Origin of the sequence: Nocardioides taihuensis (assembly GCF_042657275.1) — a bacterium.
GTDB lineage: Bacteria > Actinomycetota > Actinomycetes > Propionibacteriales > Nocardioidaceae > Nocardioides > Nocardioides taihuensis.
In genome coordinates this window covers 336789-351655 of record NZ_JBHSKD010000027.1, presented here as the reverse complement: position 1 = coordinate 351655, position 14867 = coordinate 336789, and the positions used below count along the sequence as shown (strand labels likewise).

At 74.8% G+C, this 14867-nt stretch carries 16 protein-coding genes; 12 read left to right on the top strand and 4 right to left on the bottom strand.

Annotation, left to right across the window (positions count from 1 at the left end; genetic code table 11):
• Nucleotide 1 precedes the first annotated feature (1 nt).
• Nucleotides 2–1621, top strand: a complete 1620-nt coding sequence (locus tag ACFPGP_RS19670; protein WP_378592681.1) for a DUF3352 domain-containing protein — start codon at nt 2–4, stop codon at nt 1619–1621.
• On the opposite strand, the gene ybaK is transcribed toward ACFPGP_RS19670, so the two are convergent.
• Together ybaK and ACFPGP_RS19660 are read right to left on the bottom strand one after the other, a co-directional pair.
• Nucleotides 1605–2096, bottom strand: a complete 492-nt coding sequence (ybaK, locus tag ACFPGP_RS19665) for a Cys-tRNA(Pro) deacylase (protein WP_378592679.1) — start codon at nt 2094–2096, stop codon at nt 1605–1607. The genes ACFPGP_RS19670 and ybaK overlap by 17 nt on opposite strands.
• Nucleotides 2097–2104: 8 nt before the next feature.
• On the bottom strand, nt 2105–2782 hold the full coding sequence (locus tag ACFPGP_RS19660) for an LON peptidase substrate-binding domain-containing protein (RefSeq protein ID WP_378592677.1): 678 nt from the start codon (nt 2780–2782) through the stop codon (nt 2105–2107).
• A gap of 86 nt (nt 2783–2868) precedes the next feature.
• Here ACFPGP_RS19660 and hisD point away from each other — a divergent pair, with 86 nt between their 5' ends.
• From hisD to hisF, 7 genes are read left to right on the top strand one after another with little or no spacing between them, the layout of a single operon-like run.
• On the top strand, nt 2869–4200 hold the full coding sequence (hisD, locus tag ACFPGP_RS19655; RefSeq protein ID WP_378592676.1) for a histidinol dehydrogenase: 1332 nt from the start codon (nt 2869–2871) through the stop codon (nt 4198–4200).
• Between the two features lie 6 nt (nt 4201–4206).
• Nucleotides 4207–5337, top strand: a complete 1131-nt coding sequence (locus ACFPGP_RS19650; protein WP_378592675.1) for a histidinol-phosphate transaminase — start codon at nt 4207–4209, stop codon at nt 5335–5337.
• A complete protein-coding gene (hisB, locus tag ACFPGP_RS19645; protein ID WP_378592674.1) occupies nt 5334–5945 on the top strand; it encodes an imidazoleglycerol-phosphate dehydratase HisB in 612 nt (203 codons plus the stop codon). The genes ACFPGP_RS19650 and hisB overlap by 4 nt, the downstream gene beginning before the upstream one ends.
• A complete protein-coding gene (hisH, locus tag ACFPGP_RS19640; RefSeq protein WP_378593561.1) occupies nt 5942–6586 on the top strand; it encodes an imidazole glycerol phosphate synthase subunit HisH in 645 nt (214 codons plus the stop codon). Before hisB ends, hisH begins: the two co-directional genes overlap by 4 nt.
• A gap of 7 nt (nt 6587–6593) precedes the next feature.
• Complete coding sequence (locus tag ACFPGP_RS19635) at nt 6594–6932, top strand: hypothetical protein (protein WP_378592673.1); 339 nt, start codon at nt 6594–6596, stop codon at nt 6930–6932.
• A 14-nt stretch (nt 6933–6946) separates the two neighbouring features.
• Complete coding sequence (priA, locus tag ACFPGP_RS19630) at nt 6947–7678, top strand: bifunctional 1-(5-phosphoribosyl)-5-((5-phosphoribosylamino)methylideneamino)imidazole-4-carboxamide isomerase/phosphoribosylanthranilate isomerase PriA (protein WP_378592672.1); 732 nt, start codon at nt 6947–6949, stop codon at nt 7676–7678.
• Complete coding sequence (gene hisF, locus ACFPGP_RS19625; RefSeq protein WP_378592671.1) at nt 7675–8487, top strand: imidazole glycerol phosphate synthase subunit HisF; 813 nt, start codon at nt 7675–7677, stop codon at nt 8485–8487. Before priA ends, hisF begins: the two co-directional genes overlap by 4 nt.
• Here hisF and ACFPGP_RS19620 read toward each other — a convergent pair.
• Together ACFPGP_RS19620 and ACFPGP_RS19615 are read right to left on the bottom strand one after the other, a co-directional pair.
• Complete coding sequence (locus ACFPGP_RS19620; RefSeq protein WP_378592670.1) at nt 8454–9437, bottom strand: Vgb family protein; 984 nt, start codon at nt 9435–9437, stop codon at nt 8454–8456. The two genes, hisF and ACFPGP_RS19620, sit on opposite strands and share 34 nt — an antisense overlap.
• Nucleotides 9438–9501: 64 nt before the next feature.
• Nucleotides 9502–10137: a TIGR03085 family metal-binding protein gene (locus ACFPGP_RS19615; RefSeq protein WP_378592669.1), complete on the bottom strand. Its 636-nt coding sequence runs from the start codon at nt 10135–10137 to the stop codon at nt 9502–9504.
• 72 nt (nt 10138–10209) lie between these two features.
• On the opposite strand from ACFPGP_RS19615, the gene ACFPGP_RS19610 reads away from it, so the two are divergent.
• Genes ACFPGP_RS19610 through ACFPGP_RS19595 form a run of 4 tightly spaced genes read left to right on the top strand, consistent with a single transcriptional unit; the run spans nt 10210 to nt 14841 of the window.
• A complete protein-coding gene (locus ACFPGP_RS19610) occupies nt 10210–12042 on the top strand; it encodes an ABC transporter ATP-binding protein (protein WP_378592668.1) in 1833 nt (610 codons plus the stop codon).
• Nucleotides 12039–13826 carry an ABC transporter ATP-binding protein gene (locus ACFPGP_RS19605; protein ID WP_378592667.1) on the top strand — a complete coding sequence of 596 codons (1788 nt, stop codon included), beginning with the start codon at nt 12039–12041 and terminating at the stop codon, nt 13824–13826. The genes ACFPGP_RS19610 and ACFPGP_RS19605 overlap by 4 nt, the downstream gene beginning before the upstream one ends.
• Before the next feature lie 30 nt (nt 13827–13856).
• Nucleotides 13857–14231, top strand: a complete 375-nt coding sequence (gene hisI / locus ACFPGP_RS19600) for a phosphoribosyl-AMP cyclohydrolase (protein WP_378592666.1) — start codon at nt 13857–13859, stop codon at nt 14229–14231.
• Nucleotides 14224–14841, top strand: a complete 618-nt coding sequence (locus tag ACFPGP_RS19595; RefSeq protein WP_378592665.1) for a Trp biosynthesis-associated membrane protein — start codon at nt 14224–14226, stop codon at nt 14839–14841. The genes hisI and ACFPGP_RS19595 overlap by 8 nt, the downstream gene beginning before the upstream one ends.
• Nucleotides 14842–14867 lie beyond the last annotated feature (26 nt).

The window sequence follows — 14867 nt, the reverse complement described above, 5'->3', positions numbered from 1 at the left end:
CGTGTCCAGCACCCTGCCGCCGTCCGGCGGTCCCGAGTACCTCGAGGTGGGCGGCGGCGCGCCGCTGCCGCCGTCCGAGACCTCGTCCGGCCGGGGCGGTCGCCGCCTCCTGGTCGGCGGGGTCGTCGCCGCCGCGCTCGTCGCCGGCGGTGGCGCCGCCTGGGCGCTCACGTCGTTCTTCTCCAGCGGTCCGCAGGCGGCCGAGGTGCTCCCGGCCACGACGGTCGGCTACGCCAGCATCGACCTCGACCCGTCCGGGTCGCAGAAGATCGAGGCGGTCCGGATGCTCCGGAAGTTCCCCTCGTTCCGCGAGGACGTCGGTCTCGACACCGACGACGACGTCCGCAAGGCGATCTGGGACGAGCTCGGCGCCGAGGACGAGTGCCCCGACATCAGCTACGCCGACGACGTCGAGCCCTGGCTCGGCGACCGGTTCGCCATGGCCGCCGTCGACACGGGTGGCGGCACCCCCGTGCCGGTCGGGGTGCTGCAGGTGACCGACGAGGACGCCGCCGACGAGGGCCTGCAGCGGCTGCGCGACTGCGGCTCCGGGGGCGTGGTGTCCGACCCGGCGTCGGGCGGCTGGGTGATCAGCGACGGGTGGGCCATCATCGCGGAGGACGAGAAGACCGCCCAGCAGGTGGTCGACGCGACCGACGACGGCACGCTCGCCGACGACGAGACCTACCAGGAGTGGATGGACGAGGTCGGCGACGCCGGCATCGCCAGCGCGTACGTCGCGCCCGCGGCGGGTGCGTTCATGGCCGACGGCCTGCAGGGCATGACCGGGCTCGTCCCGCCGGAGGCGACCGACCTGGGCTCCGAGGCCGACCGGGCGCTGCGCGACTTCCAGGGGCTCGCGATGACGGTCCGGTTCTCCGACGGCGCGCTGGAGATGGAGATGGCCGGTGACCCCGGCCTCACCGTCGAGAGCCTCTACTCCTCCGACCGCGGTGCCGACATGGCGCAGACGCTCCCCGACAGCACGGCGATCGCCGTGGGGGCCGGGTTCGAGGACGGCTGGGTCCGGGACGTCGTCGACCAGGTGGCCTCGATGGTCGGCGGCGACGCCGACGAGCTGCTCGCCGAGGCGGGGGCCGGCACCGGCCTCGACCTGCCCGACGACGTCGAGACCCTGGTCGGTGACTCGTTCGCCCTGTCCGTGGACTCCGACTTCGACCCCGACGAGCTTCTCAGCGTCGGGGACACGAGCTCGATCCCGGTGGCCGCGAAGATCCAGGGCGACCCGGAGGGCGTCGAGTCGGTCCTCGACAAGCTGCGCAGCCAGATCCCCCCGCCGGACGGCGAGGCGCTGATCCCGAGCGAGTCCGACGGGGACGTCACCGTCGTCGGGCTCTCGTCGGACTACAACAGCGAGGTGCTCGGCAACGGCGGCCTCGGCGACTCCGACGTCTTCCGCAACGCGGTCCGCGAGGCGGACCAGGCGAGCGCCGTGCTCTTCGTCAACTTCGACGCGGGCAATGGCTGGGTCGAGGACATGGTCGACGACGGTGACCCCGGGTCGGTCGACGACGTCGCGGTCCTGCAGGGCTTCGGCATGTCGCTGTGGGGCACCGACGGCGCCGCGCACGCGGTGCTGCGGCTCACGACCGACGACTGATCGGCCCGGTGATCGCCCCGGTCACGGCCACCAGGTCGGCCGGGGCGATCTCGAGGTCGAGCCCACGCCGACCGGCCGAGACCAGCACCGTCGGGTGCTCCAGCGCGGTCGCGTCGACCACCGTCGGGAGGCGCCTGCGCTGGCCGACGGGGGAGATGCCGCCCACCACGTAGCCCGTCGCGCGCTGCGCCGCGGCCGGGTCGGCCATCGTCGCCCGGCTGCCGCCCAGTGCCCGGGCGAGCGCCTTGAGGTCGAGCAGGCCCGACACCGGGACCACCGCCACGGTGAGCTCGCCGTCGACGGCGGCGACCAGGGTCTTGAACACCCGCTCGGGCGCGACGCCGAGCGCCTCGGCCGCCTCCAGGCCGTAGGACTCGGCGCGCGGGTCGTGGTCGTAGGGGCGCAGCTCGAACGCCACCCCGGCTGCCGTGAGCGCGACCGTGGCCGGGGTGCCCCCGGCCGCCTTCCTCGCCACCGCAGGCCCTAGTTGGGGGACCAGCGCGTGCGGGCGACCTGGGTCGCCGGCAGCGAGGGGATGACGTTCATCGCCCGCAGCTCCGCGCGCAGCAGCTCGGTGACCATGCCGAGGCGTACGGCGGTGTCCTCGGCCTCGAGCAGCGCCTGCCGCTCGTGCAGCGGCAGCGGGGCGACCGCGGCCAGGGTCCACGACAGGTAGCCGGCGTCGCGGGGGAGCGCGTCGGGGAAGGGGTCCTCGCGGATCTCCGTCAGCGCCACCCGGTACGCCGCGAACGTCGCGCGGGCCGCTTCCACGACCTCTGCCGGCGCGTCGCCCGTCGTCCCCGACCGGACCACCACGTGCCCGACGGGGAAGAGCCCGGAGGTGTCGAGCCGCTCGAGCTCGATCCGGTCGAGCCCCACGGCGACCACGTCGAAGGTGCCGTCGGGGTGCGACTCGACCTCGGTGAGCTGCATCCGGCAGCCGACCCGGAACAGCGACTGCGCGCCGTGGTCGCCCACCTCGTAGCCCTCGCGGATCCCGACCGAGCCGAACACCCGCTCCGCGGGGTCGGCGACGCGCAGCAGGTGGTGCACCAGCGCGCGGTAGCGGTCCTCGAAGACGCGCAGCGGCACGCTCACGCCGGGGAAGAGCACCGTGTTGAGCGGGAACATCGGGAGCTGTGCCTGGGTGCCCGGGGTCACGCCTCCGACCCTAGCCCCCAGCCCGGTCGTTCCACCGCAGGCGCCGCGGTCGGGCGGGCCGGGACGCCTTCCGTAGAATCGCTCCCATGACCTCGAGCACCGCGATCCGCCGGATCGACCTGCGCACCGCAGGGACCGGAGCAGGTCAGCAGCATGACGACTACCGCGCCGCGCTGCCCCGGGCCGACTTCGACGTCGAGGCTGCCACGCAGGTGGTCCGCCCGATCTGCGAGGCGGTCCGCGAGCGCGGCGCCGAGGCCGTGCGCGAGTTCTCGGCGCGCTTCGACGGTGTGGAGCAGGCCGAGATCACCGTCCCGCCGGAGGCGCTCGCGACGGCGCTGGCCGAGCTCGACCCCGCCGTCCGCGCCGGGCTCGAGGAGTCGATCCGCCGCCTGCGCACCACCTGCGAGGCCGAGCTCGAGCGCGACGTCGTCACCGACCTCGGGCCGGGTGCCCGCGTGACCCACCGCAAGGTGGCGGTCGGCCGGGTCGGTCTCTACGTCCCCGGCGGCCTCGCGCCGCTGGTCTCCAGCGTGGTGATGAACGTCGTCCCCGCCCAGGTCGCCGGCGTCCGCTCGATCGCGCTCACCTCGACGCCCCAGTCCGAGTTCGGCGGCCTGCCGCACCCGACCATCCTCGCGGCGTGCGCGCTCCTCGGCATCGAGGAGGTGTACGCCGTCGGCGGCGCCCAGGCGATCGCCATGTTCGCCTACGGCGCGGGGCCCTGCCGTCCGGTCGACCTGGTCACCGGGCCGGGGTCGATCTGGACCGTCGCCGCCAAGCGCGTGCTGCGCGGCGTGGTCGGCATCGACTCCGAGGCCGGTCCCACCGAGATCGCGATCCTCGCCGACGACACCGCCGACCCGGCGTACGTCGCGTCCGACCTGCTCAGCCAGGCCGAGCACGACCCGCTCGCCGCGGCGGTGCTGGTCACGCCGTCGGAGCGCCTCGCCAGCGAGGTCGAGGCCGAGCTCGACAAGCAGGTCTCGGTCACCCGTCACGTCGAGCGCGTGCGCACCGCCCTGGCCGGGCGCCAGTCCGCGGTCGTCCTCGTCGACGACCTCGAGCAGGGGCTCGCCGTGGTCGACGCCTACGCCGCCGAGCACCTCGAGATCCAGACCGCCGACGCTGCCGCGCTGGCCGCCCGGGTCCGCAACGCGGGCGCGATCTTCGTCGGGTCCTTCGCCCCGGTCTCGCTGGGTGACTACTGCGCCGGCTCCAACCACGTGCTCCCGACGGCGGGCTGCGCCTGCCACTCCTCGGGGCTGTCGGTGCGGGCGTTCCTCAAGTCGGTGCACGTCGTCGAGTACGACCGCCCCGCGCTGCTCGAGGTGGCCGACCACGTGGTCGCGCTCGCCGAGGCGGAGGACCTGCCCGGTCACGCGGCCGCCGTCCGCGCGCGGCTCGTCGAGGGCTGAGCGGCCGTGGACTTCCCTCCCCTGCGGGAGGAGCTGCGCGGCCTCGAGCCCTACGGCGCCCCGCAGCTCTCCCTCGACGTCGCCCCGGTGCAGCTCAACGTCAACGAGAACCCCTACCCGCCCTCACCCGCCGTCGTCGCCGAGATCGCGTCCGCCGTGGCGCAGGCGGCTTCGGGGCTCAACCGCTACCCCGACCGCGAGCTGGTCGCGCTGCGCGAGGCGCTGGCCGGCTACCTCGGCCACGGGGTGCGCCCCGAGCAGGTGTGGGCGGCCAACGGCTCGAACGAGGTCATGCTCCAGCTGCTCCAGGCCTTCGGCGGCCCGGGCCGCACCGCGCTGAGCTTCGCGCCGACCTACTCGATGTACCCCGAGTACGCCCGCGACACCGTCACCGACTGGGTCGTCGGCGCCCGCGAGGACGACTTCGGCCTCGACCTCGACCGCGCCCGCGCGCTGGTGGAGGAGGTGCGGCCGAGCGTGGTGCTGCTGCCCTCGCCCAACAACCCCACCGGCACCGCACTCCCGCCCGCGGCGGTCACGGTGCTGTGCGAGGCGGTGGGGGACGGCGGGATCGTCGTCGTCGACGAGGCGTACGGCGAGTTCCGGCGCGCCGGCACCCCCAGTGCGCTGGAGCTGCTGCCGCGGCACCGCAACCTCGTCGTCACGCGAACCATGAGCAAGGCCTTCGCCCTCGCCGGGGCCCGGCTCGGCTACCTGGCGGCGGACCCGGCCGTCTGCGACGCGATCCGCGTCGTCCGGCTGCCCTACCACCTCTCGGCGGTCACCCAGGCGGTCGCGCTGGCGGCGCTGCGGCACGCCCCCGAGCTGCTCGGCCAGGTCGACCGCCTGCGCGAGGAGCGCGACGCCTGCGAGGCCTGGCTGCGCGGGCAGGGCCTGTCCGCTGCCGAGAGCGACGCGAACTTCGTGCTGTTCGGGACGTTCGCCGACCGGCACGCCGTCTGGCAGGGGCTCCTCGACCGCGGGGTGCTGGTGCGCGAGACGGGTCCCGAGGGGTGGCTGCGGGTGTCGATCGGCACCCCTGACGAGATGATGGCCTTCCGGACGGCCCTGACCGAGGTGTTGGCCCGGGTGGCCCGGGTGACCCCAGTGACCCCAGTGACAAGGAGCCAGGGATGAGCAGGACCGCGCGCCTCGAGCGCCAGACCAGCGAGTCGAAGGTGCTCGTCGAGGTCGACCTCGACGGGTCCGGTCGCCACGACGTCTCGACCGGCGTCGGCTTCTACGACCACATGCTCTCCTCGCTGGCCCGGCACGCCCTGCTCGACCTGACCGTGCGCACCGAGGGCGACACCCACATCGACGCCCACCACACCGTCGAGGACACCGCGATCGTGCTCGGCGAGGCGCTGCGCGAGGCGCTCGGCGACAAGGTCGGCATCCGCCGCTTCGGTGACGCCACCGTGCCGCTCGACGAGGCGCTCGTGCAGGCCGTCGTCGACGTCTCCGGCCGCCCCTACTGCGTGCACACCGGCGAGCCCGACGCGCAGGCCTACGTCGTGATCGGCGGCGACAGCGGGCCCGGGTTCTCCGGCTCGCTGACGCGTCACGTCTTCGAGACGCTCGCCTTCCGCGCGCAGGTCGCGCTGCACGTCCGGGTGCTGGCGGGCCGCGACCCCCACCACCTCGTCGAGGCGCAGTTCAAGGCCTTCGCGCGGGCGCTGCGCGACGCGGTGGCGCTCGACCCGCGCGAGAGCGGCGTCCCCTCGACCAAGGGCACGCTCTGACCGCGCGCACGGTCGTCGTCCTCGACTACGGCTCGGGGAACCTCCGCTCGGTGCACCGCGCCCTCGAGCGGGTCGCCCCCGACGGCACCGACGTCGTGGTGACGGCCGACCGCACCCGGGTGCGGGCCGCCGACGCGCTCGTCGTCCCCGGCGTCGGGGCGTTCGCGGCCTGCATGCGCGGGCTGCACCAGGCGCACGGTCCGGAGATGATCGGGCGGTTCCTGGCCGGCGGGCGACCGGTGCTCGGGATCTGCGTGGGCATGCAGGTGCTGTTCGAGCACGGCGTCGAGCACGGGGTGACCACCGAGGGCTGCGGCGAGTGGCCCGGCACCGTCGAGCGGCTGCAGGCCGACGTCGTGCCGCACATGGGCTGGAACACCGTCGAGGCCCCCGACGGCACGGCGGCCTTCGCCGGCGTGGAGGGCGAGCGCTTCTACTTCGTGCACTCCTACGCCGCGCGCCGCTGGGAGCTGGTGACCAACGACCGCACCCGGGCCCCGCTGGTCACCTGGGCCGAGCACGGTGGCGACCGGTTCGTCGCGGCGGTCGAGAACGGTCCGCTGTGGGCGACCCAGTTCCACCCCGAGAAGTCCGGGGACGCCGGCGCCGTCCTGCTCGAGAACTGGATGCGGTCGTGGTGACCCGCCGATGAGCAAGGAACGGGCTCGCCGGCGCGCCGAGCGTGAGCGCGAGCAGGCGATCAAGCAGGCGGCGCGCGCCCGCGTGGACGAGCGTCGGCAGCGTCGCGCCCGGCGGCGCGCGGCGCTGACCGGGTGGGTGCCCCGGCCGTCCAAGCCGGCCTCGCGCCAGACCGGCATCCTCGCGCGGCGGAACCGGCAGCAGGTCGTCCTCACCCTCGCGCTGCTCGTGGGCGTCAACGTGCTGGTCTGGGTGTTCGTGCCGGGCTGGGCCGCCCGGGCGATGGCACTCCTGGTCTCGGTGCTCGTGGCCCCCGTCGTCCACCTGATGCTGTTCCGCCGCTCCTGAGGGAAGGACCTCCCGTGACCCACCTCCAGCTCCTGCCCGCCGTCGACATCACCGAGGGCCGGGCCGTCCAGCTCGCCCAGGGCGTGGCCGGCTCCGAGCGCGTGTACGGCGACCCGCTGGCCGCCGCGCGCCGGTGGCAGGACGCCGGGGCCGAGTGGCTGCACCTCGTCGACCTCGACGCCGCCTTCGGCCGCGGCAGCAACCGCGAGCTGCAGGCCGAGATCGTGGCCGCCCTCGACCTCCAGGTCGAGATGAGCGGCGGCATCCGCGACGACGAGTCGCTGGAGGCGGCGCTCGCGACCGGCTGCCGCCGGGTCAACATCGGGACCGCGGCGCTCGAGCACCCGGAGTGGTGCGCGAAGGTGATCGCCGAGCACGGCGACCGGGTCGCCATCGGCCTCGACGTCCGCGGCCGCACGCTGGCCGCCCGCGGCTGGACCCGCGACGGGGGCGACCTCTACGAGGTGCTGGCCCGGCTCGACGCCGAGGGCTGCGCCCGCTACGTCGTCACCGACGTGAACAAGGACGGCATGCTCGCCGGCCCCAACCTCCAGCTCTTGCGCGACGTGTGCGCTGCCACCGACCGCCCGGTCGTCGCCTCGGGCGGGGTGACCACGCTCGACGACATCCGCGCGCTGATGGACCTCGTGCCGCTGGGGGTCGAGGGTGCGATCGCCGGCACCGCCCTCTACGAGGGACGGTTCACCCTCGAGGACGCCCTCGCCCTGACCCGGGGGGAGGCATGACGCTCGCCGTCCGCGTCATCCCCTGCCTCGACGTCGACGCGGGGCGGGTGGTCAAGGGCGTCAACTTCCAGGAGCTGCGCGACGCCGGCGACCCCGTCGAGCTCGCCCGCACCTACGACGCCGAGGGCGCCGACGAGCTGACCTTCCTCGACATCTCCGCCTCGCACGAGGGTCGCGCGACCACGATGGAGGTCGTCTCCCGCTGTGCCGAGGAGGTCTTCATCCCGCTGACGGTGGGCGGCGGGGTCTCGTCGACCGACGACGTCGACCGCCTGCTGCGCGCCGGCGCCGACAAGGTCGCGGTGAACACCGCGGCCCTCCACCGTCCCGAGCTGGTCGCCGAGATCGCCGACCGCTTCGGCAGCCAGGTGCTGGTGCTCTCGGTCGACGCCCGGCGCTCGCCGGCCACCCCGAGCGGCTTCGAGGTGACCACGCACGGCGGTCGGAGGTCGAGCGGGCTCGACGCGCTGGAGTGGGCGGCCCGCGCCTGCGAGCTCGGCGCGGGGGAGATCCTGCTCAACGCGATGGACGCCGACGGCACCCGCGACGGCTTCGACCTGCCCCTCATCGAGGCCGTACGCCGGGAGGTCACCGTCCCCGTGATCGCCTCCGGCGGCGCCGGGCGCCTCGAGCACTTCGCCCCGGCGGTCGAGGCGGGTGCGGACGCCGTGCTGGCCGCGTCGGTCTTCCACTTCGGCACCCTGCGGATCGGCGAGGTCAAGGCCGCGCTCGCCGCGGCCGGCCTCCCCGTCCGTGAGGCTCACCCGCCGGGTGCTCAGCGACCCAGTGCGGACACCGGCACCTCGTAGGCCCGCCGCACCTCGGGGTGCGTCACCACGAGGGTGCTCCCCACCAGGGCGGCACCGACGTTCTCCCGGGTGGAGGGGGCGGCGTCGAGCACCAGCTCGCCGGTGACCTCCTGCGTGCGCGCGTCGATCGTCCACACCGTCGGTCCCTCCTGGCCCACGACGTAGACGGTGTCGCGGTCGGCGACGACCGCGTCGGCGTACGGCAGGTCGGGCAGCTCGACGACCGGCTGCAGGCTCTCCGCGTCGAGGCCCACCACCTGCCCGTCGACGGTGCAGGCCACCCACACCACGCCCGCGGCCTCGGCCAGCCCCTGCGGCGACAGGCACGAGCCGGCGTTGCGCGTGGTGCCCCGGCCGTCGACCACCCGTGTCACCGACCCCTCGGTGTAGTTGCCGACGAACACCCCCGACGGCCCGGCCGCGACCAGCCGCGGCTCGTGGCCGACGCGGACCGCTGCTCCGACGTCGCCGGTGGCCGGGTCGACCGGCAGCACCCGGTCGCCGGCCTGGTCGACGACCCACAGGGTCCGTCCGTCGTAGGCCAGGCCCTCGGGCTCGCTGTCGCGCGGCCGGAGCCGCACCTGCCGGTCGACCTCGCCGGTCGCGGGGTCGATGCGCACGAGCCGGCCGTCCCCGATCACGCTGACCCAGACCCCCTGCGGAGTGGTCACCAACCGCAGCGGGAGCGAGCCGACGGCCACCGAGGCGCCGTCGGCGGTGCGCACGGCGCCCGCGTCGGGCAGTGCCGCCCACCACCCGCCGTCGACCCCGGCCACCCCGACCGGCGCCTCGTCGAGGTCGGTGACGCCCACGCCGTCCGGCGTGGTCGCGGACGGGCTGCCGCTCGCGTCGCCGTCCGGCGCGAGGCCGCCGTCGTCCTCCTCCTCCCCGCCGCACCCGGAGAGGAGGGGAAGCAGGGCCAGGGCGAGGACGGCGAGCGCGCGACGCATGCGCCGAACCTAGGGTCGGCCGGACTCGATCCGGTCTCGATCCGGTCTCGGTCGGGGGGAGGCCTCAGAAGCCCAGCGCGGCGGTCCGCAGCGCGGCGGTCCGCTCGTCGGCCCCGAGCAGCCGCACGCCGCGGGTGTGCTCGCGCCCGAAGAGGAACAGCGCCACCTCGCCGGGCGGCCCGCTGACCACGGCCGGGTCGGAGCCGTGCCGCAGCGTGGCCTCGGCCCCGGTGTCCTCGCGGGCGATCCGTACCGGCACGCCGGCGTGGCGCACCAGCCCACGGCCGAACAGCCGCAGCGCCCGCCACACGGCGTCGGCGTCGCCGGTCGGGAGGTCGCGCGGCTGCCAGTCGGGCTGGGCCCGGCGCAGGTCCTCGTGGTGCACGAAGTACTCGAGCGTGTTGCCGACCCGGTCCACCGGCCCGAGGGAGTACGGCGTCAGGCCGCGGCCGCGCAGCCGCTCGACGAGCACGGTGAACTCACGCCGCCCGACCCGGGCCATCTCGCGCTCGGTCAGCCCGGAGAGCCGGTCGACGGCCAGCCCGAGGGCGCCGAGCGGGGAGTACTCGCGGACGAGGAGGTGGACCACGAGGTCCTTGGCCGTCCAGTCGGGCAGCACGGTCGGGGCGTCCTCGCCGAGCAGCAGGGCGAGGTCGCACAGCGCGTGCCGCTCGCGGCGGGCGAGGGGAGGGGTGCCCATGGGCGGAGCCTACTGAGGGTGGGGGCGGCTGCGATTCGTGGCCCGTCGGTGCACCGGAATACGGTGGGGCCCGTGAGCGGCGACGGCGTCAGACCCCGTGCGGCGACCACCCGCGAGGGGTTCGGCGTCCTGTGGGTCGCGATCAAGCGCGAGCCCTGGATCTTCACCGCCTCGACGCTCGGCAGCGTGCTCTTCGGCGCCCTCACGGTCGCCGACGCCTGGGTGCTCGGCTGGGCCACCGACCACGTCGTCCTGCCGGCGTTCAAGACCGGCGAGGTCGACTCCTCGTTGCTGGTCGCCGTCGTCGCGCTGTTCCTCGGCGTGGCCGTGCTGCGCGCGGTCGGCATCGTGGCCCGGCGGCTCGGGGCCGGTGTCATGCAGTACCGGATGCAGGCGCACTACCGCCGGGCCGTGACCCGCCAGTACCTCTCGCTGCCGATGGAGTGGCACCAGCGCCACCCGACCGGGCAGCTGCTCTCCAACGCCAACGCCGACGTCGAGGCGGCGTGGGGGCCGATCGCACCCCTGCCGATGGCCGTCGGCACCGTCGCGATGATGGTGATCGCGGTCGCCCAGATGTTCGCCGCCGACGTCGTGCTCGCCCTGGTCGGGCTGCTGGTCTTCCCGCTCGTGGTGATGGCGAACCTCTTCTACCAGCGGTTCAGCTCGCCGCTGATGACCCGGGCGCAGGGGCTGCGCGGCGAGGTCAGCGAGATCGCCCACGAGTCCTTCGACGGCGCGCTGGTCGTGAAGACGCTGGGTCGCGAGGGCGAGGAGACCCAGCGGTTCCGCGAGCGGGCCGAGGAGCTGCGCGACGTCAACATCCGGGCCGGCGCGATCCGGGCGGCGTTCGACCCGACGCTCGCGGCGCTGCCCAACCTCGGGGTGCTGGTGGTCCTCGCCGTCGGCGTGGCGCGCGTGCTCGACGGCAGCACCGACGCCGGCGCGGTGGTCACGGTCTCCTACCTCCTCACCATCGTGTCCTTCCCGATCCGCTCGATCGGCTGGCTGCTCGGGGAGTTCCCGCGCAGCGTCGTGGGCTTCAGCCGGGTCAGCGCCGTGCTCGCGGCCACCGGCCGGATGCAGTACGGCGACCGGGCGCTGCCCGCCTCCGGCGACGGGGCGCGCCTCCAGCTCGACCACGTCGCCTACGCCTACGTGCCCGACGAGCCGCTGCTGCGCGACGTGACCTTCACCGTCGAGCCGGGCCGCACGGTCGCGCTCGTCGGCGCGACCGCGTCGGGCAAGAGCACCCTGACCACCCTGCTCACGCGGCTGGTCGACCCCGACGCCGGCCGGGTCCTCGTCGACGGCACCGACCTGCGCGACCTCGCGTCGGGCGAGCTGGCCCGGGCGGTCTCGCTGGTGCCGCAGACACCCTTCCTCTTCGACGACACCGTGCGCGGCAACGTCACGCTCGGCGCCGACGTCACCGACGACGAGGTCTGGGCGGCGCTGCGCACCGCCCAGGCGGACGGGTTCGTCGCGGCGCTCCCCGAGGGCCTCGACACCCGCCTCGGCGAGCGCGGCACCTCCTTGTCAGGCGGGCAGCGGCAGCGGATCTCGCTGGCGCGGGCCCTGGTCCGCCGGCCGCGCCTGCTGGTGCTCGACGACGCGACCTCGGCGGTCGACCCCGAGGTCGAGGCACGGATCCTCGCGGCGCTCCGCTCCGGGGACCGTGACAGCACGCTCGTGGTCGTCGCCTACCGGAAGGCCACGATCGGGCTCGCCGACGAGGTGGTGCTGCTCGAGGACGGCCGGATCACCGACCGCGGCCCGCACGCCGAGCTGCTCGTCCGCAACGCGGCGTACGCCCACCTCGTCAACGCCTACGAGCAGCACCAGACGCACCCCCTCGACGACGACGAGGTCGTCGCGGGCGAGCTGGCGGGGGAGACGTCGTGAGCGCGGCGACCCGGATGGACACCGGCGAGGAGATCGCCGCCCTCGACACCATCCGCCGCGGGGTGAAGTTCTCGCCCGAGCTCAAGGAGGGGGTCCGGTTCACCCTCGTGCTGGCCGTCATCGCCTCGCTCGGCCAGGTCGTGGTGCCGATCGCGGTGCAGCAGACGCTCGACCGCGGGCTGCGTTCCGGCGGAGGGCCCGACGTCCAGTTCACGGTCCTGCTCGGCCTCGCGGCCGCGGTCGCGATCGTGATCACCGGTTTCGCCTCCTACCTGATGACCCGTCGGCTCTTCACCACCTCCGAGCGCGGGCTGGCCACCCTGCGGATCAAGGCGTTCCGCCACGTGCACGACCTGCCCCTGCTCACCCAGAACACCGAGCGCCGGGGCGCGCTGGTCGCGCGGGTGACCAGCGACGTCGACCAGGTCAGCCAGTTCCTGGTCTTCGGCGGACTGATCTTCGTGGTCAGCATCGGCCAGGTGCTGGTCGCCACCATCGTGATGGCCTTCTACTCCTGGCAGCTCACGATCGTGGTGTGGGTCTGCTTCGCCCCGCTGTTCCTCTCGCTGCGCTACTTCCAGCGCAAGCTGTCCGCGGCGTACGGCGTGGTGCGGCGCCAGGTGGGCATCATGCTCTCGGCCATCTCCGAGCCGGTGGTCGGCGCCGCGGTGGTCCGGTCCTACGCCGTCGAGGGCCGCACCCAGGCCCGCATCGACGAGGCGATCGACGCGCACAAGGCGGCCAGCACCAAGGCGCAGGGCTTCACGGCTTTCTCGTTCTCGCTCGGCGGCATCTCGGCCGGTCTCGCCAACGCCGGCGTGATCGTGGTCGGCGTCTGGCTCGGCTTCGCCGACCAGATCACCGCCGGCGAGGTGCTGGCCTTCGCCTACCTCGTCACGCTCTTCGTCGGCCCGGTGCAGATGGGCACCCAGATCCTCACCGACGCGCAGAACGCCATCGCCGGCTGGCGCCGCGTGATCGGCATCCTCGAGACGCCGGCCGACCTCGTCGACCCCGGCGAGGACGGCGTCGTCCTGCCGCGCGGTCCGCTGCACGTGCGCTTCGACCACGTCACGTTCGCCTATCCCGAGGGACCCCCGGTGCTCCGCGACGTCGACCTCGAGATCGCGCCCGGCACCCGGGTGGCGATCGTCGGCGAGACCGGCTCCGGCAAGTCGACGTTCGCCAAGCTGCTGACCCGGCTGATGGACCCGGCCGAGGGCCGCGTGCTGCTCGACGGCGTCGACGTGCGCGAGGTGCGGCAGGACTCCCTGCGCCGCAGCGTGGTGCTGGTTCCGCAGGAGGGGTTCCTCTTCGACGACACCCTGCACGCCAACGCCCGCTACGGCCGCCTCGACGCAACCGAGGACGACGTGCTGCGCAGCGCCGACGAGCTCGGCCTCGGCGACTGGGTCGCCGGGCTGCCGCGCGGCCTCGCGACCCGCGTCGGCCAGCGCGGCGAGTCGCTGTCCGCGGGGGAGCGGCAGCTGGTCGCACTGCTCCGGGCACAGCTCGCCGACCCCGACCTGCTCGTGCTCGACGAGGCCACCAGCGCCGTCGACCCCGCCCTGGAGATGCGGATCGGCCGGGCACTCGAGCGGCTGATGAGCGGACGGACCTCGGTGACCATCGCCCACCGGCTCTCGACGGCCGAGGCCGCCGACGAGGTGGTCGTGGTCGACCGCGGGCGCATCGTGCAGCGCGGCCCCCACGCGCGGCTGGTGGCCGAGGACGGCGTCTACGCCGGGCTGCACGCCTCGTGGGTGGCCACCCACGGCTCCTGAGGCCGCGCGGGGTCCTGAGAGACTGGCCCGGTGACCTCCCTCGACCCCGACATCGCCGACCGGCTCAAGCGCAACGCCGAGGGACTGGTCCCTGCCGTGGTCCAGCAGCACGGCACCGGCGAGGTGCTGATGCTCGGCTGGATGGACGACGAGGCGCTGGCGCGCACGCTGACGACCGGCCGGGCGACCTACTGGAGCCGCTCACGCCAGGAGTACTGGGTCAAGGGCGAGACCTCGGGGCACCGGCAGTGGGTGCGCGCCGTGCGGCTCGACTGCGACGGCGACACGCTGCTCGTGACGGTCGACCAGGAGGGCGCCGCCTGCCACACCGGTGACCGCACCTGCTTCGACGCCGCGCTGCTCGCCGAGCTCCCGGCCCGGGTGGAGGGCGGCGCCGGTGGCTGAGCAGCCGGCCCGTCGGCGCACGTTCGGGCCGGTGCTCGCCCTCGGGCTGGCCTCGGGCGTGCTGGCCGCGGTGGCCGGCACCAAGCCCTGGGTCGCCGCCGGGGGCGCGACCACGCAGACGCTGCCCGGGATGCCGACCGTCGGCGACCCCGGCGCCGGCGAGATGCCGGTGGCGTTCGCCCTCGCGCTCGTGGTGCTCGCGTGCTGGGGCGTGGTGCTGGTGACCCGTGGCCGGTTCCGCCGGGCGGTCGCCGTCCTGGGCGCCGTCGCGGCCGCGGGGCTGGTGGCGGCCGTCGTCGTGGCCTGGACCACCCTGCCCGACCAGCTGCGCGACTCGCTCGAGGCGGCCTCGGCCCTCGGCGACCCCGGCGCCGACGTGGTGAGCCGCACCGGGTGGTACGCCGCCGCCGTGGTCGGGGCGGTGGGCTCGCTCGTCGCGACCGTGCTCGCCGTGCGCCTCGTACCGGGCTGGCCCGAGATGGGCAGCCGCTACGACGCGCCCACCGGCAGCACCGTGGCCGCCCCACCGCCGGAGGATGCCTCGAGCCTCGACCTCTGGAAGGCGATCGACGAGGGCCACGACCCGACCGAGCACCCGGTCGACGACTGAGCCGGACCAGTCCCACCACCCTGCGG